This is a genomic window from Streptomyces sp. NPDC046900, from assembly GCF_040644975.1.
In the GTDB taxonomy this organism is placed as follows: domain Bacteria; phylum Actinomycetota; class Actinomycetes; order Streptomycetales; family Streptomycetaceae; genus Streptomyces.
In genome coordinates this window covers 1-22,048 of record NZ_JBEYXD010000098.1, presented here as the reverse complement: position 1 = coordinate 22,048, position 22,048 = coordinate 1, and the positions used below count along the sequence as shown (strand labels likewise).

Sequence of the window (22,048 nt, the reverse complement as noted above, 5' to 3'; positions counted from 1 at the left end):
AGAAGTGTCCGGTCAGTTCGTGGACTGGCGTGCATGACGCGCCTCGCGAAAGACTGCCCACGCATCGGCGACCGGACCGACGTGGGCGAGCTTGTCGGGGTTGATCACCGAGCGGATCGTCTGGATCTGCCCGTCGACGATGTCCAGCGCCCAGGTGTTGACGACGTTGCCGTGCCGGTCGCGGAAGATCGCGCCGGGCTGCCCGTTGACCTCGTGGGGCTGCATGACACCGCCGAGCCGCAGGAACGCCGGGACGAGAGCGGCGAGCACCCGGGCGACGTTCTGCGCGCCGACCAGCTGGGCGGCCAGCTGCGGCCCCTTGCCGCCGCTGTCGCCGATCATGTGCACGTCGGCGGCCAGCAGGTCCCGCAACCCGTCGAGGTCTCCTTCGCGGAAGGCGTCGAAGAACCGTTCGGCGAGCTGCTCGCGCTCGCGGCGGTCGGCTTCGAAACGCGGGCGTCCGGCGGCCATGTGCCGGCGTGCGCGCACCGCGAGCTGACGGCAGGCCGCCTCCGAACGTCCGACCGCCGAGGCGATCTCGTCGAAGCCGAACCCGAACACCTCGCGCAGCACGAACACCGCCCGCTCGAGCGGACTGAGCCGTTCGAGCAGCAGCAGGGCCGCCATCGACACCGAATCGGCCAGCTCGGCCGATCGCGCCGGGTCCTCGTACGGGTCGGCCAGCAGCGGCTCGGGAATCCACGGCCCGACGTACTCCTCGCGGCGGACGCGCGCCGAACGCAGCACGTCGATCGAGATACGCGTGACCACCGCTGACAGGAACGCCTTGGCCGAGGCGGGTTCGGTCGATGTGGCCTCGTAGCGCAGCCAGGTCTCCTGAACGGCGTCCTCGGCTTCGCTCACGCTGCCCAGGATCCGGTAGGCGATCGAGAACAGCAGCGGTCGCAGCTGTTCGAACTCCTCGGCTCGGTTCACGCCAGTTCCTCCTGGAAGCCCTGCCGCCACGACGGGTACCGCAACTGCCAGCCGAGCTCGCGCTTGGCCTTGGAGTTGGAGAAGCCGCGGGCCTCGGTCATCATGATCACCGGCACCTCCCCGACCAGCATGCGGGCCAGCCACTTGGGAACCCGCATCGGCCGCTTGGCCCCGGCGCACCTCGCCAGGTAGGGCAGCCACTCGTTCACCGGCGCGGGCTCGTCGTCGACGACGTTGAACACGCCGGCCGCCCGCTGCTCCACCGCCAGCACCGTAGCGCTCGCCGCGTCGTCTAGGTGGACCCACGAGTGATAACCGTTGGCGCGCCCGACCAGCGGGTACTTGCGCCGGCGCACCAGCGTGACCTGGTCGTCGATGGCCCCAGGCCCGTAGAGCCCCCCGTAGCGCAGCACCGCTCCACCGGCCCGGCCGACGACCTCCTCGACGTGGCGCAGGGCCTGCATCGACGTGTACGCGGCCGTCCCCTCCTCGAGGTCCAGCGGGTCCTCCTCGGTCTTCACCCAGCCGCCCTCGCGAATCCCGTTCCAGCACGCGTAACCCTGCGCGACGAAGTGAGACACGCCGCTCGCCTCCGCGGCGGCCAGCAGATGATCTGTGCCCTCGGTGCGCAGCTTGATCGTCGGAACCGCCCACTGGTCGAAATGCCTGAAGTCGGGCTGGCCGGCGTGCTTCACGGAGATCCCGGTCATCTGGTGCACGATCGTGTCCGGCCGGGCCGTGGCCACCGCCTCGCCGACCGACGCCGCGTCCAGCCCGTCCATGACCACCGGGTCCGCGCCCAACTGCTCCAGCATCCCCACCTTGGCCGCGTTCGTCGTCGTCGCCGTCACCTGGTGGCCCCGGGCCACGAGCTGCGGCACCAACCGCTGACCCAGTACACCGGTCCCACCCGCCACGAACACCCGCACAACCGTCACCGTCCTTGACCTCGAATCGACCTCACACCCGAGACGAGACAGCCCGGCCCGGTTGTGACATCAGGGCATGCGCCATGACGTACCGCACAACCGCAGCCCAGCACGTACTTGCGTGATTGCCGGGGTCGACGTCACCGTGCCGAGCCGACCGACCAAGCGGGTGTGATCCCCCAGCCGGACTGCTGAGTCGATGAGTCGAACGAGAAGGCCTCGGTCATGCCCTTGGCCGGCTATGTCCTCGCGGTGGCCTGTTCGGCCGAAGTGGCCACCGGTGTGGGCATGTTCAGCGCCAATGCCTGGTGAAGAAGTGACGAAGTGGGCCTGGCAGAAGCTCTCGGCTGGACGCCGTGCGAAGGGACAGGGGTTCTACGACTGAGCCGTCATCGATCTCACCGGGGCGGCGCCGGGCAGCCGCCGGCTCCTGTTCCGCCGCAACCGCACCACCGGCGAACTCGCCTACTACCGCTGCTTCTCAGCCCAGCCGGTGCCGGTGACCGAGCTGGCGCGGGTCACCGGATCCATCTACAGCTGGAGTACTGGGTCTGACGGGAGAGCGTGTGTCTTCCACGGCGCGGTCCTCTCGCCGCGATTCGGCCATGGCCGCGCTGATGATCCGCCGGAAATCCTCAAGTGGTCATGCGATCGGGGACGGGTTCAGACGCCCAGCAGGGAGAGGAAAGCGGAGGCCGCGGGTGACGGGGTGAATCGGCTCCAGATGAGGCGCTCCACCCGTACTGGCCCGTTGGCGATCGCTACTCGCCGCAGTCCGTGCAGTTCAGCGGTGAACGTCTCGGGCAGCAGGGCGATGCCCAATCCATGGCGGACCATGCGGACCATGAGCTCGACGCCGGACACCTCGAAGGCGACCTCGCGCCGCAGGCCGGCCACCGCGAACGCCTGGTCCGACTGGGCGCGGGCGGCGCTGCCGTCGGCGAAGTCCACGAACACCTCGTCGGCGAGGAGGCGTAGGTTCACCTCGGCTTCTCTGGCCAGTGGATGGTCCGGGGCCACAATCGCGACATGCCGGCCGTGGGCGAGTTCCTTGTCATGGACGCCCTGTGGCCGGAATCCGGGCTGGACGCCGAGGAATGCAGCGTCCAGTTTGCCTTCGCGCACCTGCTCGACGAGGCTCTCGCTGGAGCCCGCCCGAAGACTGATCCGTACCTGGGGGTAGCGCAGGCGGTAGTCCCGGAGCACCGCCGGGAGATCGACGGCCGCCACGGTGGGGATCGACCCAACGGTCAGTTTGCCCTGAATTCTGCCGGTGGCCGCCGCCACCTCCGAGCGGGCCCGCTCGGTCGCTTCCAGGGCCTGGCGGGCGGCCGGCAGAAACGCCTCTCCGGCGGGGGTCAGCCGCACCCGGCGGCTCGTCCGATCGAACAGCCGGGCACCCAGTTCCTTCTCCAGCCGGGCCACTTGATGGCTGAGCGCGGACTGGACGATGTGACACCGCTCGGCGGCGCGGGTAAAGCTGGCGGTCTCCGCCACCGCGAGGACGTAGCGCATCTGCTGGAGATCCATTGATCCATCGTGAAACACGATGGATCAGATGACAAAGGTGCGTTGGACCCATGGACAGCGGGTCGGCCATGCTGAACGCGGTGGCGGATCACGGTCGCCGGACGACGGGCCACGGCCCCGGTCCGGCGAGGCCCCGAAACCGCCGGCCGTCGTACTTCCACCAGCGCCCCAAGCGCCTCGGCCCCCCGGGGGAGATACTCATGCGCGTGATCGGCTTTGACCACCTCGTTCTGAATGTCGCCGATGTCGAGCGTTCGCTCGCCTTCTACACCGGCCCTCTGGGCCTGCAACCAGTACGGGTGGGGGAGTGGCGAGCCGGTAAGGCGCCCTTCCCTTCCGTGCGGGTGAGCCCCACCACCATCATCGACTTGGTCGAGGCGCCCGCCGAGCGGCCGGAGGGCTCCAATGTGGACCACATCTGCCTGGTGGTCGAGCCGCTCGAGTGGCAACAGGTCATCGATTCCGGGGTCTTCACAGTGGTGGACGGTCCCGGCGAGCGCTTCGGCGCCCAGGGCATCGCGGTCTCCCTCTACGTGCAGGACCCGGACGGTAACACCGTGGAACTGCGCTGGTATCCGCAGAACGACTGAGAATCTCAGCGGTGCCACACGACCGACGGCGGACGGTAGATTCCTTTGTGATCGCCGCGTATACCAAAGGGCGGATCGTCCCTCGGTGGTGAATGCGCTTGCCCCGATCCTCATCCGCCCAAGCCTGGTCCTCACCTCTACATCGCACACATTGGTTGGTTCACATGGCTCGTTTTCAGGACCGGGTGGCAATCGTCACGGGCGCTGGAGCTCCGGACGGGATCGGTGCCGCCGTGGCGCGGGGACTTGTCGCGGAGGGCGGACGGGTCGTGGTGTGCGCGACCTCCGAGCGGATCCACGAGCGTGCCGCGGAATTGGGCGAGGCCGCGGTGGGCGTGGTTGCCGACCTGACCCTCGAAGGAAGTGCGGATGCCGTGCTGCGCGCCGCGGTCGAGCGATGGGGTCGGGTTGATGTGCTGGTGAACAATGCGGGCATGACGTCGGTGACCTCGGGTTGGGATGCTGATGGGGATGTCGCCGCGCTGTCATTGGCGGACTGGAACGCGGCTCTGGCCCGTAATCTGACGACGGCCTTCTTGATGTGCCGCGCCGTGGTGCCCACCATGAGGGCGGCCGGATACGGCCGGATCGTCTCGGTCGGCTCCACCACGGGAACGGTCACTGCCATGCCGGGCCAGGCCACCTATACAGCGGCGAAGGCCGGGCTGGTGGGGCTGTCCCAGGCGCTCGCCCTCGAAGTCATCAGGGATGGCGTGACGGTGAACATCGTGGCTCCCGGTTATGTGGCAACCGGTTCGCAGCTGGAGTTCGAGGCCGCGGCCGCCGTGGCGGGACCGTTCGGGCGCAGCGGCACGGCGGAGGAGATCGCGGCGTGCGTGCTGTTCTTGGCACATGAATCGGCTTCCTTCGTCACCGGCACGGTTCTGGTGGCGGACGGCGGTCACCATCTCCCGGAGACCTGGCCCGCTTCGTGAAGCCACGGGGTCGGGCATCCGGGAGTGACCGCCTGGCGCCGCCCTCGAGGACATCCGCGACCCGGGCCGATGGCTGCTCGGGGTGGCGCTGCCGCGCTGGGGCTGCGGACTGATGGACTGATGGACTGCGAGTCTGGCACGGTGTGGTCGACCGGCCACCGTTGCGACGTATGCGCCGAGGCAGCCGCCGACCGCGCCGCGGCGCGGCAGCGAGCCCAGCACATCGCGCAGGGCCTGTGCCCCGAGCACGGCACCCGCCCCGGCCTTACCCGTACCTGCCGCGCCTGTGAGCTGGACGAGGTCAACCGGCACGCGGCTCCAATCCCGTGGAGGCCGTTCTTGCCGTGCTGTCACAAGTGAGCCGGGGCCGAGCCCCCTGAGTGCTCGGCGACCGAACCGCACGGTGGGCAGCGGGTTGCCGCGTGCCTTTCGGGAGCCGTTGCCGCAGTCACCGGTGGAAACTCGACTTTGGTTGTGGCCTGCAGCCTTACGCGTCGGCGGGTGGCGGCCAGGCTGACCTGGCCGCAGTCTGCGTAACGCCTTGGAGGCTGGATTGCGCAGGCCCGTAGCTTTGCGGGGAGTTTGCGTTCAGGCCCTGTCTGGCTGCGTACACACTCCGCAACGGGGTTGCTCAGGTGACCAGTCGTAGGGCTGCGTCCTTGCAGGACGTGGCTGCGCGCATTATTCTGGACGGACGGGCGCGTACCACTGTGACCTGCTGTGGTCGGGGCCTGGCCGTCGTGGTCGGGGCTGTGGGGGCGTGGTCAAGCCTGCGCCATGGGCGCTGATTCGCCAGGTCGTAGACGGTGGCGCTGATGCGCCTAGCTGGCCTGGCCTGTGCGACCGGCAGCACCACCATTTGTGCGGTCCCGACCTCCCTGCTGACGACGCGACGAGAAGGGCCACCGGCTCGTGGTGCGCAACGGCTACCACCAGCCGAGGAAGGTCACGACCGCGGCCGGGGCGGTCGAGGTGAAGGCGCCGCGGGTGAACGACAAGCGCGTCGATGGGGCCACGGGCGAGCGCAAGCGGTTCTCCTAGGCGATCCTCCCGCCGTGGTGCAGCAAGTCCCCGAAGATCAGCGAGGTCCTGCCGCTGCTCTACCTGCACGTCCTGTCATCAGGCGACTTCATGCCCGCGCTGGAGCAGTTCCTCGGCTCGACGGCTGGCCTCTCACCAGCGACGGTCACTCGGCTCACCCAGCAGTGGCAGGCCGACCACCAGGCGTTCGGCGAGCGCGACCTGTCCGGCAGCGACTACGTCTACGTGTGGGCCGACGGCATCCACCTGCGCATACGCCTGCGGGAGGCGAGGTCGTGCGTGCTCGTGCTGATGGGCGTGCGCGCGGACGGCACCAAGGAACTGATCGCCATGGGCGACGGCTACCGTGAATCAGCCGACTCCCTGATCGACTTGCTGCGCGATGGCCAGCGTCGCGGGATGCGCGCTCCCGTCCTGGCGGTCGGCGACGGCGCGCGCGGTTTCTGGAAGGCCCTGGCCGAGGTGTTCCCTGAATCCCGGCATCAGAGGTGCTGGGTTCACAAGATCGCAAATGTGCTCGACGTCCTCCCGAAGTCCGCCCAGCCCGGGGCGAAGAAGGCCCTGCAGGAGATCTACAACGCCGAGGACCGCGACCACGCGCTCCGGGCGGTCGCGGCGTTCGAGAAGACCTACGGCGCGAAGTTTCCCAAGGCCGTCAAGAAGATCACCGACGACGTGGACGAGCTCGTGGCGTTCTACGACTTCCCCGCCGAGCACTGGATCCATCTGCGCACCACGAATCCCATCGAGTCCACGTTCGCCACCGTCCGCCTGCGCACGAAGGTCACCAAGGGCGCCGGCAGCCCGGCCGCCGCCTTGGCTATGGTCTTCAAGCTGGTGGAGTCCGTACAGCAGCGGTGGCGAGCCGTCAACGCACCCCGCCTCGTCGCCCTCGTCCGCGCCGGAGCCCGTTTCGAACGCGGCCTGCTGGTCGAGCGCCGGGACCGGGTGGTGTAAGGCAACATTCGGCGTGCTGGGCGGACTCCGAACGCCCACCGCGCTGCCCAAGCCGATGGGTAGGGTCCGTACCGAGGACCGAAGGTCGCGAAAGGGCAGGAGCTGAGGTGGGCGCATCATCATGGCAGTACATCGAGCCTTATGCCGGAGATGTCGCCGCGGCCTTGGCCACCGTGCGACAGCGCGAGTTCGAAAGGCTCTTCGTCCACGGAACGTACTGGGACGGACTGCAGCCCGCAGGCCAGTCGTTCACCTCCGTCGACGACCTCGATGCCCTATGGGAAGACGAGACCTTCGGCAGCGAAGGTACACACACGATCATCGACGTGTGGGAGGTGATCGACGCCGAGGCGTACGACGATTCCCACACCGTGCGCCTACTGTCGGACGAGGAATCCATCGAGCTCTTCGGAACTGCGGAGCCGACCCGAAGGGATTTCGAACGAGCCCAGGAGCGCTACGCCGGACGGCACCCAGGCTCGGAGGAACCGTGGGACATGCCGCGTTGGTCAGCGTGGTGCCGGCCGCTGAAGGACACCGACGGGGCGAACACGGTGATCGCCTTTTGGGGCAGGTCTGGCGACTAAAGGCCACGGCTTGATCCACAGATCTTGATGCGATGAAGGGGCGAAGTCCCCGCCCCCCGTGGGTGCCTGGGTAGGTCCCGGTTACCTACTGCGTGACGGCGAAGGAGGCCCTCAGGTGAGCGAGTACAACGGACATCAGTACGTCGGTGTCGACCTGCACCACAGGAGGTCCGTGATTGTGCGTCAGACCGAGGCCGGCGTTCAACTGAGTGCGGTGCGCATCCTCAACGATCCGGTGGCGCTCGGTCTGCAGATCGAACAGGCCGGACACGATCCAGACGTGGTCTTGGAGGCCACCTACGGCTGGTACTGGGCGGCCGATGTCCTGCAGGCTGCCGGTGCACGCGTGCACCTGGCACACCCGCTGGGCGTGAAAGGGTTCGCCTACCGGCGGGTGAAGAACGACATCCGCGACGCCACGGACCTGGCTCCTCGTAGGGAGCCGCGCGCCCGGCGTCGGCGTGCTCCTCGCGCACCAGCACCGGCATGCCGTGCGGGTGCCGCCGGCCCGGCTCGTGGTAGCCGGGGTAGACCGGCAGGCCGCTCACCGCGACGAGCTCCGCACACCGGCCGGCCACCGCGTCGGCGACCAGCCGGATCCGGCCGTACGTCGCCACGACGACCTCGAACTCGCGCCCGGCGATGGCCTCGTCGAGCGACTCTCGGAAGTGCGGGTCGGCATGGAGGTGCTCGTAGCCGGCGAGCTCGTGCGTGCCGCAGTGCAAGAGGGTGGTCTGGTACCCGCGCGCGGCCAGGCCGCGGACGAGGTGCGGGCCGGTCGGGCCGGTCCCTCCGACCACGAGTGCCCGAGCAGACGACGTGCTCACGCGTGCGACGTCGCCCAGACCGGCTGGTCATGAACGCGACGCAGCATGCTCGCGAGAGGGTCCACGCCTCTCAGCGGGCGGCCGCAGCCGGGAGACGCGCCGGCAGGGAGGTGAAGAAGTACCCCTGTCCCATGGCGTCGCTTCGCACCGCGGCGTCCAGGTCGAGCTCGTAGCCCGGGAGCAGGTCGAAGATCGCCTCGACCTCCAGCCGGAGAATGGTTCGAGCCATGTGCAGGCCGAGGCAACGGTGCACGCCCCAGCCGAACGCCACGCTCTTGGACCGGTTGCGGTCGAGGTCGACGACGTCCGGCTCAGGGAAGCTCGACGGGTCGCGGTTGGCTGCCTGGTTGACGAAGAGGACCCAGTCGCCCGCTCGCATGGGAACGCCCCCGAACTCGGTGTCGGCGGTCACGCTCCGGGCGATGGGCGGCGCAGGGGTGTAGACCCTGATGATCTCCTCGATCGCCGTGGGGATCAGGTCCCGGTCGCGCTCCAGGCGTCGGCGCAGATCCGGATGCTCCTCGAGGTGGACGAGCAGCGAGGTGAGGGCGCCCGACGTGGTGTGAAAGCCCGCCAAGAGCAGGAGGACAACCATGTCCGTGAGCTCCGCGTCCAACAGCATCTCGCCCCCGGCGATGGGCTCGGTCGCCAGCACTGTCATCAGGTCGTTACGCGGATCGGCCCGACGGTCATCGGCTTCGCGCATGATCTGCTCGCGGATCCAGCGGTTGCCTTCTGCGTTCCTGTCGACGACAGTCGGGTCCGTGCTGGCCATGTTGACCAGCCCGAACGTCATGACGTCGAGCAGCGGGATCCGCTGGTCCGGGTCCCACCCGAGGATGTCGAGGGTCACCGCGCCCGGTGAGACGTTCGCCAGGTCGTCGGCGAAGTTCCAACTGCCGCGTGCCGCAAGCGCTCGCACGATGTCCTCCACCATCGCCTTCATCTTCGGCTGCCGCGACTCGATCGCCGCCTTGCTGAACCACGCGTTGAGCACCTTGCGGTACATCGCGTGGTCGGGAGGATCAATGGCAACCGGGATGTGCCGGGTGCCGAACGGGTGCGCCGGGATCGCCGGTCCGCGCACCGAGGAGAAGGTCTGGTAGTTGGCGAATCCGGCCATGACGTGCTCGTGGTCGGTGACGACCCAGAACCCACCGTGGGCCGTCGACCAGGCGACGGGCATGTCCCTCCGCAGCGTGGCGAGAGTCTCGAACGGTCGCTCGGCGTACGCTCGGGAGTGATGGTCGAAGTCCGTGACGGGGACATCCTGCGGCGTGTTCATGGTGGTCCTTTCTCGGCGACGCCCCCAGGCGTAGCCCGTCGCGTCCGCGGCTCTTCGCCTGAGGCTTCCTCTTGGACGGAACCCTTGATCTAATGATGTTCTAGCACAATAGCACCTAGATATTAACAACAGTGCGGGCTCCTGCGTCGACGCCGGCTCGTGGCCGACGGCGCCCGGGTCGCCACCCCACGGACTGCGAGAACCGACCGCTGGCGTCGATGACCAGGTCGGCCGTGAGCTCGCGCCCGGTCGCCGTGCGGACGCCGGTGACTCGCCCGTCGGGTGCCCGAGGACTGGGATCCCGGCTTCCGGGCGCTGGCCGTCCAGCCCTTCGGCGAGGGCGCGCTCAGCCCGCAGTCGGCTTCTCGTGCGATGGCGATGTGGGTCGTCGAGGGCGAGCGCCGCTGGATCCTCACGGTTCAGGGCTCGGCTGGCGACCACCCACCGCGGACCGAGGAGAAACTACGTAAGTTCGTTTCCTCGATCGGCGTCCCGGAGATCGACAAGGCCCTCGCCGAGGTGGAGTCCCCCGAGAAGATCGCGATGTGGCGCGACACCCGCAGCCGCCTGCGCGACTTCGCCAAGCCGCAGCGCCCGGAGGGCTTCCTCGCGATCGGCGACGCGTGCATGGGGTTCAACCCCGTCTACGGGCAGGGCATGACCGCCGCCGCGCAGGAGGCGGCCGACCTGCGCACCGAGCTGGACGCGCAGCTCGCCGAACACCCCGGAGACCTCTCCGGCCTGCCGGGCCGCTTCTATGCGCGCGCCGACCAGCTCATCAAGTTCTGCTGGAACTCCTCCAACACCCTCGACCACCGCATCCCCGGGGGCGAGTACACGGTCGACGGAGAGTCCCGCCGGGTCGATCCCAGCTCCGCCGACTTCTCCGACCGGCTCGCGGCGTACATGTCCCTCGACCCGGACCGTTACGTGCGCTACCGCGAGACCAACCCAGTTGCTGCGGTCGCCGGAGTGGCTCGCGAGCGAGGAGGTCGTCTCCGCGGTCAAGGAGCGCTGGGACGAGCTCGGCGAGCGCGTGGTGCCGCGCTGATCGCACCCTGCCCCGCCCGACGACGAGGGGTGGCATGGACAAGATCGACATCCTGTGGGCCCGCGAGCAGACCAAGGAGACGAAGGCCAGGTACTCCCGCTACACCGACCTGCGGATGACCGAGGACTTCCTCGGCGTGTTCACCGAGGACCTTGTGTGGACCTGGCTCCCGCTTCAACTCGCGGCGGTGTTCGGCGATTACCTCGAGTCGCTCAAGAAGAAGAGGCTCTACGGCTTCTCGGTGCACCACGGCCGCACCGTCGAGATCGACGTGGTCGACGAGGACAACGCCACGACGATCTGGTCGATGTAGGACCACCTCCCGGTGCCGGGCGACAAGAACTTCATCGTGCAGCGGGGCGACCTGGTCCGGATCGACGAGGCCAGTGAGCCCGGCGCGGATGACTGTGCGACGTGCGTCGACCTCTGGCACGGCCGCAGTTGGGTGCGCGCGTGAGTGCCGGGACCGGCCGTCGGCCCGGGGCATGGCCGCGGAATCGTGCGCTGTGCTGTGTGTGCGGGCAGCTCCGAACCGTTGGGCAGTCCTATCGCGGCAGGAGGCCGGTGGACGTCCGTACTCCTGCGGCCGGTGAGTTTCCTTGGTGCGCCTGGTTGAGGTGTTCGCATTGCCGCGCGGTCACGCTGCATGCCGTGATCGGCGATTCCTTGTCCCAGCGGTGGAGCGCCGCGGGGTGCGACCGGGGAGCGCAGCAACCGGCTCACCGATCGGTGTCGTCGACGGATCGAACGGCGGCTCATCGCCCTGGTGGCCGAGGGCGTCACCGTCATCCGCGTCTCTTCCGCCGATTGGATGCAACTCGACGACGCCGTCGTCGAGCTCATTGAATACGACGACCCGCGGGGCTGCTGATCCGGATCTGCGCAGCTGCGGCGCCGGACCGGCTCCTGCGTGGCCCCGACGCGGTCGAGGACGCCATCGATGAGCCGGCGAGACCCGGCGCCTGGCACGACACCCCCGCGGGCCGTTGGCGCGGTCCCGCGCGGCGCGCCTGAACCGACCCGGTGCCCGCACCCGCGGCGGCATGGATCGACCGATACATGGCGCCTCACACCGATCCCTCCTCAACCGCCCACTGCACAGCCGCCTTCGTATCCCCATCATTGGACCCATTGATGCGATGAAGGGGCGAAGTCACCGCCCCCCGTGGGTGCCTGGGTAGGTCCCGGTTACCTACTGCGTGACGGCGAAGGAGGCCCTCAGGTGAGCGAGTACAACGGACATCAGTACGTCGGTGTCGACCTGCACCACAGGAGGTCCGTGATTGTGCGTCAGACCGAGGCCGGCGTTCAACTGAGTGCGGTGCGCATCCTCAACGATCCGGTGGCGCTCGGTCTGCAGATCGAACAGGCCGGACACGATCCAGACGTGGTCTTGGAGGCCACCTACGGCTGGTACTGGGCGGCCGATGTCCTGCAGGCTGCCGGTGCACGCGTGCACCTGGCACACCCGCTGGGCGTGAAAGGGTTCGCCTACCGGCGGGTGAAGAACGACATCCGCGACGCCACGGACCTGGCGGACTTGCTGCGCATGGGGCGGCTGCCGGAAGCCTGGATCGCAGTAGCCCAGGTTTGTTGACGCGATAGCGCATTGGTCTTACCGTTGTACCACTCAACGTGGAGGTTTCTGTGGCTAGAGACGCGCTTGTTTCCGACAGCATGGCGAAGAACTTCGCCCGGGAGAAGGACACCCCGTATGTCTCGTGGGTGCGCGGTGAGGGCCTGGACATCATCTCGGCCCACTACATCCCCGACCTCAATACGGTCGAGCTTAAGCCTTGGGATCGGCGCGGTGGACGCGGGGTCTTCATCAACCATGAGGCATCCCGTACGTCCAACGACTGCTACGTGTGCGAGATCCCCGCCGGTGGCAAGCTGGCCCCGCAGCGCCAGCTCTTCGAAGAGATGATCATGGTGCTCTCGGGCCACGGCTCCACGAGCGTGTGGAACGACGCCGGCAAGAAGGTGACCTTCGAGTGGGGCCCGGGCTCCATCTTCGCGATCCCGCTCAACACCTGGCACCAGCACTTCAACGGCTCGGGGACCACCGCCGCCCGGTTCGTCTCCTCGACGAACATGCCGCCAGTGCTGAACATGTACGACGAGCCCGAGTTCGTCTTCGGCACCGAACACGACTTCGTCGGCCGCTTCAACGGCGAGCCCGACTACTTCGCGGACAAGGACGAGGTCGAGGGCCTGCTCCTGAAGACGAACTTCGTCGCGGACGCGGTGAACCTTCCGCTCATCCACGCCAAGGAGCGCGGCGCGGGCGGCGGCCACATCCGCTTCATGATGGCCAAGGGCTCCATGAACAGCCACATCTCGCAGTTCCCGGTCGCCACGTACAAGAAGGGCCACCGGCACGGCCCGGGTGCCCACGTCATCATCATGAGCGGTGAGGGCTTCAGTCTGATGTGGCCCGAGGGGGAGGAGCCGAAGCGCTACGACTGGAAGCCGGGCACGCTCATAGTCCCGCCCAACATGTGGTTCCACCAGCACTTCAACACCGGTGACAGCCCTGCCCGGTATCTGGCGTTCAAGCACGAGGTGGTCTCGATCCGCAACGCCCAGGGCGTGCCGAAGGCCTGGATCAGCCAGCGGATCGGCGGCGATCAGATCGACTACGCCGACGAGTCCGCCATCGTCCGTGACACCTTCGCCAAAGCCCTTGCCCAGAAGGGGCTGACCCCGCAGATGGACGCCGCCTACGCGGCGGAGCTGGAGGACCTGCCGCCGAAGCCGGGCGAGAGCACCGCGACCGCATGAGCACCGGTCAGGAGCACTACGACCACGGCGGCGGCCCCGGGCGTGACCACGACCACGACGATGAGCCGGACGTCCCGCTGAAGGAGAACCCGATCTGGCAGCAGGACAACGTCACGCTGTACAGCGTCGGCGTGGACATCGGCTCCTCGGGCACCCAGCTCGCGTTCTCGCGGCTCCATCTGCGGCGGCTCAGTGAGGACCTCACGAGCCGGTACGTCGTGGTCCGGCGCGAGTCGCTCTACGAGTCGCCGGTCCACCTGACGCCGTTCGGCACGGACCTGCAGATCGACGCGGTCCGCCTCGGCGTACTCCTCGACGAGGCGTACGCCGAGGCGCGTCTCACGCCCGAGATGATCGACACCGGTGCGGTCATCCTGACCGGTGAGGCACTGCGCCGCCGCAACGCCGAGGCGATCGCCGAGGTGGTCAGCGAGTGCGCGGGCGACCTCGTCTGCGCGACGGCCGGTCATCACATGGAAGCCATGCTCGCCGCTTACGGCTCTGGGGCCGTCAGGGCGTCGAGCCGGGAGCACAGCCGCCTGCTCAACGTCGACATCGGCGGTGGCACCACCAAGCTGACGCTGGTGGACGACGGGCGGATCGTCGAGACGGCGGCGTTCCACGTTGGCGGCCGTCTGATCGCCGTCGCCGACGGCGTGGTCGCCCGGATCGAGCCCGGTGGCCGCCGGCATGCCCTGCGGGCCGGGCACGACCTGGTGCTCAGTTCGCCGGTGACCGACGACCAACTCGACGACGTGGCAGCGCTCATGACAGCTGAACTGCTGGGAGTCCTGGGCGGGCGGCACACCGAGGCGACGGAGGGGCTGTGGCTCACGAAGCCACTGAGCATTCCGGAGCGGCTCGACGGCATCGTCTTCTCGGGCGGTGTGGCGGAGTACGTCTACGGCACCCAGACCGCCGACTTCGGCGACCTCGGCCGTCGGCTCGGCGGTGAGCTGCGGCGCAGCGCCGAGGGCGGACTCCTGCCCGCACCTATGCTCCCGGCGGCCGAGCGCATCCGTGCGACAGTGCTCGGCGCCTCGCAGTACACCGTGCAGCTCAGCGGCATCACCAGTCACCTCGACTCGGCTGAGCGGACCCTTCCCCGGCGCAACGTTCCGGTGGCGCGGCCCACGTATGTTCTCGGCTATGCCGTCGACTCCGGAGCGGTGGCCGGCGCGCTCGAGGAGCACCTATACCGGTTCACGCGGCACGACGGCGATCTCGCTGTCGCGCTCTCGTGGACCGGTGACCCGGAGTATCACCGGCTGCGCGCCTTCGGCGAGGGCATCGTCAAGGGGTTGTCGGCGCGGATTGCCGCCGGTGAGCGGCTCTACCTCGTGGTGGACGGCGACATCGCCCGTACGCTCGGCCGGATCCTGTGCGACGAGCTGGGCGTCGAGAACGATCTCCTGATCCTCGACGGCCTGTTCCTGCGCGACTTCGACTACGTCGACCTCGGGCGCGTGCGGCAGCCCTCGGGGACCGTGCCGGTGACGATCAAATCGCTGGTCTTCAACGACATGGACGCCACCGACTGAGCGCGTCCACACACCCGGGACCAACGCCTCTGACCTGCCTTTCGGCAGGTCAGAGGCGTTTCTTCGGCTGATCTCGCAGGGATCGAGCAGGAAGTGCGGTGGGCTTATTGACCCGTGCGAAGCCCGTCTGCAGCATCTCGTCAACGGTTAGATCAATGATCCATTCGTGGATGCTGGGCGGCGACTTCGGACGCCGGGTGCATAACCGAAATGTTTGTAGTGTGAACCTATGGACTTGCAGGCGGTCTCGGGCATATCGTCCGACGCTTGAGGCCCCCCACATCAAGATCCTTGACGGCATCTTGCGCCCTCACTGAGGGCGCGCTGGTGGCCGGCGTGGGACCAAACATCGGGCAGCGGGTGGCAACCCTTCTGGCCCAATCGGGGGCGGCGGTGGCCTGCGTCGACCGGGACGCCCAGACGGCCAAGGAGTGCTCGGAGCTTGCGGCACGTGAAGGGGTTGACACCCTTGCGATCGCCGGTGATGTTTCCTCTGCCGGGGCGCTCCACTCGCTCGATGTGGCGGTCATGGCGCCGGTCTTCGTCGAGGACGAGCTGGCGGGGTGGGTGGGCAACGCCATCCACCAGGTCGACATGGGCGCGATGAGCCCGGGACGCGCGCCGCTCGCGGTCGATGCCTACCAGGAGGGCATCAACATACGAGGGCTCAAACTGGTCCGCGAGGGCGTCATCGATCAGCAGATCTTCCAGCTGTTCTCCGACAACGTCCGCATGCCGCGCTACCAGAACATGGACCTGCGGGCGCAGATCTCGGCGAACCTCGCGGCCGGCGCGAAGCTCGAGAGCCTGATCGAGAAGTACGGCCTCGACGCGTACCGCGAGTCGTGCGAGATCTCACTGGACCTCGCCGAGCAGTCCGCGCGGGAGCGCATCAGGAACCTCCCCGACGGCCATTACGAGCGGGAGGAGTTCCTCGACTACGACCACGCCTACCGGCTGCGCGCCACCTTGGACGTCGACGGCGACACGCTCCGGTTCGATCTCAGTGGGACCGACCCGCAGTCGAGGACGTTCATCAATTCGGCCGAGCCGTGCACCGTGGCCAACATGCACAACATCCTGGCGTGTCAGCTGTTCCCGGACCTCGACGTGAACGAGGGGACGTTCCGGGCGATCGACATCACCATCCCGCCGGGCACGCTGCTCAGCGCGCAGTTCCCGGTACCGACCTCGGGCGCCTCGACGCTGGCCGGCTGGAAGGCGCAGCAGTTGGCGCTCGGCCTGATCAGCCAGGCGGTCATGGGCTCGGACCAGGAGTTCCGGGCGCAGGCTCAGTGGGGCTGGGCGTTCACCGAGGCGTCCTGGTCGGGACGCGACCGTGAGCAGCGCTGGTTCAGCATGAAGGGCGACTCGACCATGCACGGCGGCGGCGCCCGCCGGCACGCCGACGGCATCGACGTGGCCAACATCGCCGGGTCGACCAACACCGCCCTGCCCAGCGTGGAGTCGTACGAGCTTCGTTACCCGGTGCTGTATCGCTCGCGGGGCATCGTCCCGGACAGCGAGGGTGCCGGTGAGTTCCGCGGCGGCTTCGCCGGGGAGTGGACACGGGTCCTCTACGGCGTCGGCGAGGCCAACGACCTGACCTGCTGCATCGGCCGGGACTACGGTGCCGCCGGCGTCGAGGGCGGCAATCCCGCCTCGGTTGTCATCGAGCGCGGCTCGGACGTCTGGGAGAAGTTGGCCGACCACGTGCCCTCGTTCGACGAGCTGTCGGGTGAGTCCGAGCTGCTGCCCCAGCAACCGAAGGCGCTGCACAACTCACTGCGCAACGTGGATGTCATCCATGTGACCGGCATGGGCGGAGGCGGCTTCGGCGTACCGACCGAACGGGCGCGGGAAGCGGTCCTCTCCGACGTCGCCCAGGGGCTGGTCAGCCCTGAACGCGCGGCGAGCGTCTACGGACTCGACTGAGAGCAAGCGCCGCACACAGGGCGGTCAAGAGGGTGTCCGACCCGGTCACAAGCCGGTGTCGGGCACCCTCGCGGCGTTTGCGGGCCCCGCAGATCGGCAGTTGAGGGAAGGCATGCCCTGAGGTAAGGTATTAACATCAGACCTTTAAGGGAGGTGTGGTGAATTCAAGCGACCCGGAACGCGTTGGCACGCTGATCGTGGGTGCCAGTCAGGCCGGTCTTCAGTTGGCGACGAGCCTTCGGGAGCTGGGCGCGACGGACCCGATCACGCTGCTCGGCGGCGAGGTGCGCCCGCCGTACCAGCGGCCCCCACTGTCCAAGCGGTTCCTCAAGGGCGAGCTCCCCGAGGAGGGGCTCGCGCTGCGTGACGAAGGCTTCTACGCGAGCAACGCGATCGAGCTGATCCGTGGTGAATGGGTCGACAGCATCCGGCTCACCGATCCCGTCGCCGGTGCGGGCGAGGCGCTGACGCGCAACGGCCGGCGGCTCGCCTTCACCAAGCTCGCCCTGACCGTCGGCGGCACGCCCCGACGCATGCGCGTACCCGGTCATGATCTGGCCGGTATCCACTACCTTCGCGACGTCGACGACGCGCTCGCGTTGCGTCGCGAACTGGACGCCGCCGAACGTGTCGTGGTCGTCGGCGGCGGATTCGTCGGCCTGGAGGCGGCTGCCGCGGCGCGCGCGGCCGGCAAGGACGTCACCGTGGTGGAGGCCGCCGACCGGCTGATGGCCCGCGCCGTCGCCCCCGCCGTCTCCGATTTCTACGCCGAGGCGCACCGGCGCCGGGGCACGACGGTGCGCCTCGGCGCGATGGTGACCGCGTTCACCGGCTCCGAGCGCGTACAGGCGGTGGAGCTGAGCGACGGCACGACACTCCCGGCGGACGTGGTGGTCGTGGGCGTCGGTCTGGAGCCCCGCACCGAGCTCGCCGAGCAGCTGGGGCTGCGGGTGGAACACGGGATCGTCGTCGACGCCTACGCGCGGACCAGCAACCCGGCGATCGTCGCAGCCGGTGACTGCACGGTTCTTCCGCACCCGCTGACCCGGCAGGGCCAGGTGCGAATCGAGTCGGTGCAGAACGCTGTGGCGCAGGCGCAGGTCGCGGCCGCCTCACTGCTCGGGCACAGCAGCGAGACGCGTTCCGTGCCGTGGTTCTGGTCGGATCAGGCCGACCTGAAGCTCCAGATCGCCGGCCTCTCCACGGGCTACGACGACTGCGTCGTACGCGGCGATCCGGTGACCGAGCGGTTCTCGGTCCTCTACTACAAGGTCGGCCGGCTCATCGCGTGTGACTCCGTCAACGCGCCCCGTGACTACATGGCCGTACGGAAGGTCCTCGGCGACGGGGGCACGCTGCCGGCCGACCGGGTCGGTGACGAGGCCGTCTCCCTCAAGGAGTTGATGAGTGCCTCGGCCACGCTCGCCTGAAAAGTGAACTCTCCGGTGGGCGGCTTCGATCCGCCCACCGGAGAGTTTTCCAATTCTCCCGGCTCTTGCCGGCCGTGGGTCAGCCGACGTCCGCGAGGCCCTGGAGCTCCAGGCGCCCTAGGTGGTGGCGCCACAGCGCCTGTTCACTGAACGCCGCCCCGAGATCGGGCAGGTCCTCGCGGTCCGCCTCGCTCACCTCGAGCGGCGTGGCACCCAGCCGGGCCAACTCGACACTGACCCCCAGCAGTTCGTCCAGCGCCAGACGGCTCACCACCTGCGGTACGTCCCCGCCGACCGTCGCAACGCCGTGGCCGCGCCGCAGGACGGCGGCGGAATCGCCGAGGGTGCGGGCGAGTTGTGCGCCCGCGGCACCGGTGCGGATCAGGCCCGCGTGCGGGTGACGGGAATCCCGCCGTCGGCCAGCCGGAACGCCGGGATGCCGTAGGCGCCGAAGACCGGGCGGATCGGCACCTGTGCCAGCCCGCCGAGCAGGGCCGAGCGGGGATGGGCGTGCAGGACCGACGTCCGGCATCTTCACGTCGGTGCCGCAGATGCCCGCAACCTCGACCTGCAACAGCGCCGAGTCCTCGTCGATCGCCGGGAGAGGCAACTCCTGCATCTCAGTCGTGCCGGGCGCGACGCGAACCGCCGTGCGCACTGTTTCGCTCATGTCTCCCGGATAGGCAAATGGTAATTCCATTAGTAATATAGTCCAGTGAACTACGTCACTCTGACCCGAGCACAAGGCAACAACCGAGCCGTCATCGACGCCGACGTCGTTCCCCAAGGCTTCCCTCTCCAGTTCGCCCAAGAGGCGGTCCTCGTCCAGGGCTTCCGCAAGATGGTCCGCAATCTGGCCTACGACGTCAGCGAGATGGCGCTGACGACCTACCTGTGCGCCCGCGAGCACGGCGTCCGCTTCACCGCGCTGCCGGTCTTCCTGGTCCGTGGCTTCCATCACGGCGCGATCCTGGTGCGCAGCGACGATTCGATCACCGAGGCCGGGCAGCTGGCCGGCAGGCGCGTGGGCGTCAACCGTGGCTACACGGTCACCACGGGCGTGTGGGGCCGGGCGATCCTGGACACCGAGGGCGGCCTCGACCTCGACTCGGTCACCTGGGTGCGCTCCGGCGACGAGCACGTCGCCGACTACCGCCCGCCCGCGAACGTCGTCTCGGCACCCGAAGACCGCACCCTGATCGACCTGCTGAAGGAAGGCGAGCTGGACGCGGTGATAGGCGTCGCCACGGACGACCCGGACCTCACACCGCTCGTCCCCGACCCCGAGGAAGCCGGCTGTGCCGCGCTGCGCAAGCGCGGCCTCTACCCGATCAACCATCTCGTCGTCGTCAAGGACGACGTCCTGGCCACCGAACCCGGGATCGCCACCGCCGTCTTCGAGGCCTTCGCCGAGTCCAAGCGGCGCTACATCGAGCAGCTCCGCGCCGGGACGGTGGAGAACGCCACCGACCGGATGTACGCCCGCGTACTGGCCGAGATGGGCGCGGACCCCTTGCCCTACGGGATCGAGCCCAACCGGGCGGTCCTGGAAGAGCTGATGGGCCACGCCATACGGCAGCACATCCTCGCCGAACCGGTTCCGCTGGAAAGCCTCTTCGCGCCCTCGACCCTCGACCTGGTGGGCTGACGGATGCGGGTGGTGATCGCGGCCGACCACAACGGCGTCCTCCTCAAGAGCCGGCTGACCCACTGGCTCATTGTGCATGGCCACGTGGTCGCCGACATCGGTACCCACACGGCCGAGACCGTCGACTACCCGCCCCTGTGCGCCGAGGTCGGACGGCGGGTGGGCTCCGGCCACGACGACCTCGGCATCGTCATCGGGGGAAGCGGCCAGGGCGAGGTGATCGCCTGCAACAAGATGCGCGGCGTGCGCGCCGGGCTGGCCTACAGCCGCTTCGCGGTCGAGATCTCCCGCGGCAACAACGACGCCAATGTGATGGTGCTCGGCACCAAGGTCCTCGGCGACGACGAGGCCGAGGAACTGCTCGCGCTGTGGCTCGACACGCCGTTCAAGGGCGGCGTGCACGCGGCCCGCGTGGCGCAGATCAGCTCCCTTGAGCAGCACGGCTGAACACACCGGCGCGGGTCGATTGCGCGACAAGCGGAAGGGGGAGAGGCCTGCGGCCTCTCCCCCTTCCGCAGCAGGACCTGCCGACCCGTCAGCTGCCGTGGGACCGGAGGAAGTCCAGGATGCGGGCCGGTGCCGTCTTCGCCGTCTGCTCGGCCACCGGGACGTCCCAGAACTCGTGGACGGGCAGGCACTCCTCCAGATAGCGCGCGGCCGAGGGGGCGTGCGAGGCGTCCTGGCCGGGCACGATCAGCGCCGGTACGTCGAGTGTCATCAGGTCCTCCGGCTCCACACCCGGGACGGTGTCCCGGTCGAAGAGCCCGCGCACAGTGCCGGTCACGATCCGCTCGTAGCGGGCCGGGTCCACGGCGGCGTAGGCCGCGGCGAAGTCCTCGTCGGTGCGCAGCACAGCCGCCCACGGACCGACGCGCGGGTCCTTGCTGAAGCCGGCCGTCGTGGAGCGGGCCAGGTCGACGACCGCACCCAGACCCTGCTCGCTGGCGAACGCGAGGTGCTGCACGAAGCGGCGGTGCTGGGCCATCCGGTAGCGGGGCCCGCCGGCGGGGGAGAAGAGCACCAGACTGCGGACCCGGGCCGGGGCCGCGACGGCGAGCGCGGCCGCCGTCGAGGAGCCCACGCAGCCGCCCATCGCGTGGGCGGAGTCGATGCCGAGGTGGTCGAGCAGCCCGAGGGCCTGGTCGACGTACTTCTCCCAGGTGAGCCGCTCGACCCTGCCGCCCGACCGAGCGGCCTCCCGCCGGTCGAAGACCACGCAGGTGTAGTACGGCGCGAACGCGTCGACGAACCCCAGGTCCCGGTAGCGGCCGAAGGTGGTCCAGTTCTCCAGGCCCGAGTCGAAGCCGCCCGGGCTGAACATCAGCAGCGCCGGACCCTGGCCCACCGTCTCGTAGCGGGTGCGGATGCCATCGAGGTCGACGAAGGGCATATCGGCTCCTAGATCTTGATGTCGCCGCGGATCTGCCGGCCGGCACGGATGTCGGCGGCGCACTGGCTGAGCGCGTCGTGGGCGAGGCGGGCGATGTTGAGGTAGGTGTCCGGTTCCTTGTCGAGGTTGGCGGCCGAGTATCCGAGCGCTGCGGTCGTCATCCGGATCCGGCCGTCGAGCCATGGCCCGCCGCCGAAGCCGCCGAGCACCGGGATGGACACCGCCTCGACCACGGCGGGCCCGACGACGGGACCGGAGTTGGTGAAGTTGAGCGCGACGGCGCCGGCTGACTCGAGTCGTTTGGCCTCGGCGACGAGCTCGTCCAGCATCTCCTCGGGAACCTGGACGGAGCTGGCCGCCGAGTACTGGATGCCGTACTTGAGCGCGGTCTGCGGGGTGATCCCGAACTGCGCGAAGACGGGGATGCCGGCGCGGGTCACCGCTTCCACGGCCTCCGGGAAGTCCGAGGCGCCGTCGAGCTTGACCAGGTCGACGCCGGCCTCCTTGACCAGCCGGATCGCGGCGCGGACGGCACTGGCAGGGCCCTCTTGGAGCGGGCCGAACGGGAAGTCGCAGCTGAGCAGGGCGCGGCTGACGCCTCGTCGTACCGCCTTCGCGACGACGAGGACCTCCTCCATCGTGATCTCCAGCG

General features: G+C 68.8%; 21 protein-coding genes and 3 pseudogenes. 16 read left to right on the top strand and 8 right to left on the bottom strand.

Features of this window, described 5'->3' with window-relative positions:
• Positions 1-12: 12 nt before the first annotated feature.
• Both ABZ904_RS43655 and ABZ904_RS43650 read right to left on the bottom strand, forming a co-directional pair.
• A complete protein-coding gene (locus ABZ904_RS43655; protein ID WP_361002968.1) occupies positions 13-936 on the bottom strand; it encodes an RNA polymerase sigma-70 factor in 924 nt (307 codons plus the stop codon).
• Entirely contained in the window at positions 933-1,874 is a 942-nt protein-coding gene (locus ABZ904_RS43650; protein WP_359408660.1) for an NAD(P)-dependent oxidoreductase, read from the bottom strand. Before ABZ904_RS43650 ends, ABZ904_RS43655 begins: the two co-directional genes overlap by 4 nt.
• Before the next feature lie 228 nt (positions 1,875-2,102).
• On the opposite strand from ABZ904_RS43650, the pseudogene ABZ904_RS43645 reads away from it, so the two are divergent.
• Positions 2,103-2,394: pseudogene (locus ABZ904_RS43645) on the top strand (IS701 family transposase); the annotation flags it as partial.
• Positions 2,395-2,528: 134 nt separating this feature from the next.
• On the opposite strand, the gene ABZ904_RS43640 reads toward ABZ904_RS43645, so the two are convergent.
• Positions 2,529-3,395 carry a LysR family transcriptional regulator gene (locus ABZ904_RS43640; RefSeq protein ID WP_359408662.1) on the bottom strand — a complete coding sequence of 289 codons (867 nt, stop codon included), beginning with the start codon at positions 3,393-3,395 and terminating at the stop codon, positions 2,529-2,531.
• A gap of 200 nt (positions 3,396-3,595) precedes the next feature.
• Here ABZ904_RS43640 and ABZ904_RS43635 point away from each other — a divergent pair, with 200 nt between their 5' ends.
• From ABZ904_RS43635 to ABZ904_RS43615, 5 genes and pseudogenes are all read left to right on the top strand, one after another.
• A complete protein-coding gene (locus ABZ904_RS43635; RefSeq protein ID WP_359408664.1) occupies positions 3,596-3,985 on the top strand; it encodes a VOC family protein in 390 nt (129 codons plus the stop codon).
• Positions 3,986-4,077: 92 nt separating this feature from the next.
• Positions 4,078-4,920 carry an SDR family NAD(P)-dependent oxidoreductase gene (locus ABZ904_RS43630; protein ID WP_361829680.1) on the top strand — a complete coding sequence of 281 codons (843 nt, stop codon included), beginning with the start codon at positions 4,078-4,080 and terminating at the stop codon, positions 4,918-4,920.
• 885 nt (positions 4,921-5,805) lie between these two features.
• Positions 5,806-6,918 (top strand): annotated as a pseudogene (locus ABZ904_RS43625) (IS256 family transposase); the annotation flags it as partial.
• A 107-nt stretch (positions 6,919-7,025) separates the two neighbouring features.
• Positions 7,026-7,505 carry a hypothetical protein gene (locus tag ABZ904_RS43620; RefSeq protein ID WP_359408668.1) on the top strand — a complete coding sequence of 160 codons (480 nt, stop codon included), beginning with the start codon at positions 7,026-7,028 and terminating at the stop codon, positions 7,503-7,505.
• 461 nt (positions 7,506-7,966) lie between these two features.
• Positions 7,967-8,365, top strand: a complete 399-nt coding sequence (locus ABZ904_RS43615) for a hypothetical protein (protein WP_361829678.1) — start codon at positions 7,967-7,969, stop codon at positions 8,363-8,365.
• Positions 8,366-8,402: 37 nt separating this feature from the next.
• Here the strand turns inward: ABZ904_RS43615 and ABZ904_RS43610 are convergent, their stop codons facing one another.
• Together ABZ904_RS43610 and ABZ904_RS43605 are read right to left on the bottom strand one after the other, a co-directional pair.
• On the bottom strand, positions 8,403-9,617 hold the full coding sequence (locus ABZ904_RS43610) for a cytochrome P450 (RefSeq protein WP_361829676.1): 1,215 nt from the start codon (positions 9,615-9,617) through the stop codon (positions 8,403-8,405).
• Between the two features lie 115 nt (positions 9,618-9,732).
• Positions 9,733-9,861, bottom strand: a pseudogene (locus tag ABZ904_RS43605) (hypothetical protein); the annotation flags it as partial.
• A 38-nt stretch (positions 9,862-9,899) separates the two neighbouring features.
• On the opposite strand from ABZ904_RS43605, the gene ABZ904_RS43600 reads away from it, so the two are divergent.
• The 8 genes from ABZ904_RS43600 to ABZ904_RS43565 all read left to right on the top strand — a co-directional run bounded on the left by ABZ904_RS43600 (position 9,900) and on the right by ABZ904_RS43565 (position 18,358).
• The gene (locus ABZ904_RS43600) at positions 9,900-10,787 is read left to right on the top strand and encodes a hypothetical protein (protein ID WP_361829674.1); all 888 of its coding nucleotides are present in this window, start codon (positions 9,900-9,902) and stop codon (positions 10,785-10,787) included.
• A complete protein-coding gene (locus tag ABZ904_RS43595) occupies positions 10,703-10,981 on the top strand; it encodes a nuclear transport factor 2 family protein (RefSeq protein ID WP_361829672.1) in 279 nt (92 codons plus the stop codon). The genes ABZ904_RS43600 and ABZ904_RS43595 overlap by 85 nt, the downstream gene beginning before the upstream one ends.
• Positions 10,982-10,993: 12 nt before the next feature.
• Positions 10,994-11,125: a hypothetical protein gene (locus ABZ904_RS43590; RefSeq protein WP_359408681.1), complete on the top strand. Its 132-nt coding sequence runs from the start codon at positions 10,994-10,996 to the stop codon at positions 11,123-11,125.
• A gap of 765 nt (positions 11,126-11,890) precedes the next feature.
• A complete protein-coding gene (locus ABZ904_RS43585; protein ID WP_361829670.1) occupies positions 11,891-12,265 on the top strand; it encodes a transposase in 375 nt (124 codons plus the stop codon).
• Between the two features lie 50 nt (positions 12,266-12,315).
• Positions 12,316-13,452 (top strand): ethanolamine ammonia lyase-activating protein, encoded by a 1,137-nt coding sequence (locus ABZ904_RS43580; protein ID WP_359408687.1) that lies wholly within the window; start codon positions 12,316-12,318, stop codon positions 13,450-13,452.
• Positions 13,449-14,993: an ethanolamine ammonia-lyase reactivating factor EutA gene (locus ABZ904_RS43575; RefSeq protein ID WP_361829668.1), complete on the top strand. Its 1,545-nt coding sequence runs from the start codon at positions 13,449-13,451 to the stop codon at positions 14,991-14,993. The genes ABZ904_RS43580 and ABZ904_RS43575 overlap by 4 nt, the downstream gene beginning before the upstream one ends.
• A gap of 336 nt (positions 14,994-15,329) precedes the next feature.
• Positions 15,330-16,928, top strand: a complete 1,599-nt coding sequence (locus tag ABZ904_RS43570; protein ID WP_361829666.1) for a hydantoinase B/oxoprolinase family protein — start codon at positions 15,330-15,332, stop codon at positions 16,926-16,928.
• Positions 16,929-17,086: 158 nt separating this feature from the next.
• Positions 17,087-18,358, top strand: coding sequence for an FAD-dependent oxidoreductase (locus ABZ904_RS43565; protein WP_361829664.1), 1,272 nt, complete (start codon positions 17,087-17,089; stop codon positions 18,356-18,358).
• A 79-nt stretch (positions 18,359-18,437) separates the two neighbouring features.
• On the opposite strand, the gene ABZ904_RS43560 is transcribed toward ABZ904_RS43565, so the two are convergent.
• Entirely contained in the window at positions 18,438-19,028 is a 591-nt protein-coding gene (locus ABZ904_RS43560; RefSeq protein ID WP_361829662.1) for a hypothetical protein, read from the bottom strand.
• 45 nt (positions 19,029-19,073) lie between these two features.
• Here ABZ904_RS43560 and ABZ904_RS43555 point away from each other — a divergent pair, with 45 nt between their 5' ends.
• A complete protein-coding gene (locus ABZ904_RS43555) occupies positions 19,074-20,006 on the top strand; it encodes an ABC transporter substrate-binding protein (RefSeq protein WP_361829660.1) in 933 nt (310 codons plus the stop codon).
• 3 nt (positions 20,007-20,009) lie between these two features.
• Positions 20,010-20,453, top strand: coding sequence for an RpiB/LacA/LacB family sugar-phosphate isomerase (locus ABZ904_RS43550; RefSeq protein ID WP_361002931.1), 444 nt, complete (start codon positions 20,010-20,012; stop codon positions 20,451-20,453).
• A gap of 88 nt (positions 20,454-20,541) precedes the next feature.
• On the opposite strand, the gene ABZ904_RS43545 is transcribed toward ABZ904_RS43550, so the two are convergent.
• Positions 20,542-21,396, bottom strand: a complete 855-nt coding sequence (locus ABZ904_RS43545; protein ID WP_361829658.1) for an alpha/beta hydrolase — start codon at positions 21,394-21,396, stop codon at positions 20,542-20,544.
• An 8-nt stretch (positions 21,397-21,404) separates the two neighbouring features.
• The coding region (locus tag ABZ904_RS43540) for a 3-methyl-2-oxobutanoate hydroxymethyltransferase (protein ID WP_359408705.1) at positions 21,405-22,048 on the bottom strand (644 nt) is incomplete at its 5' end.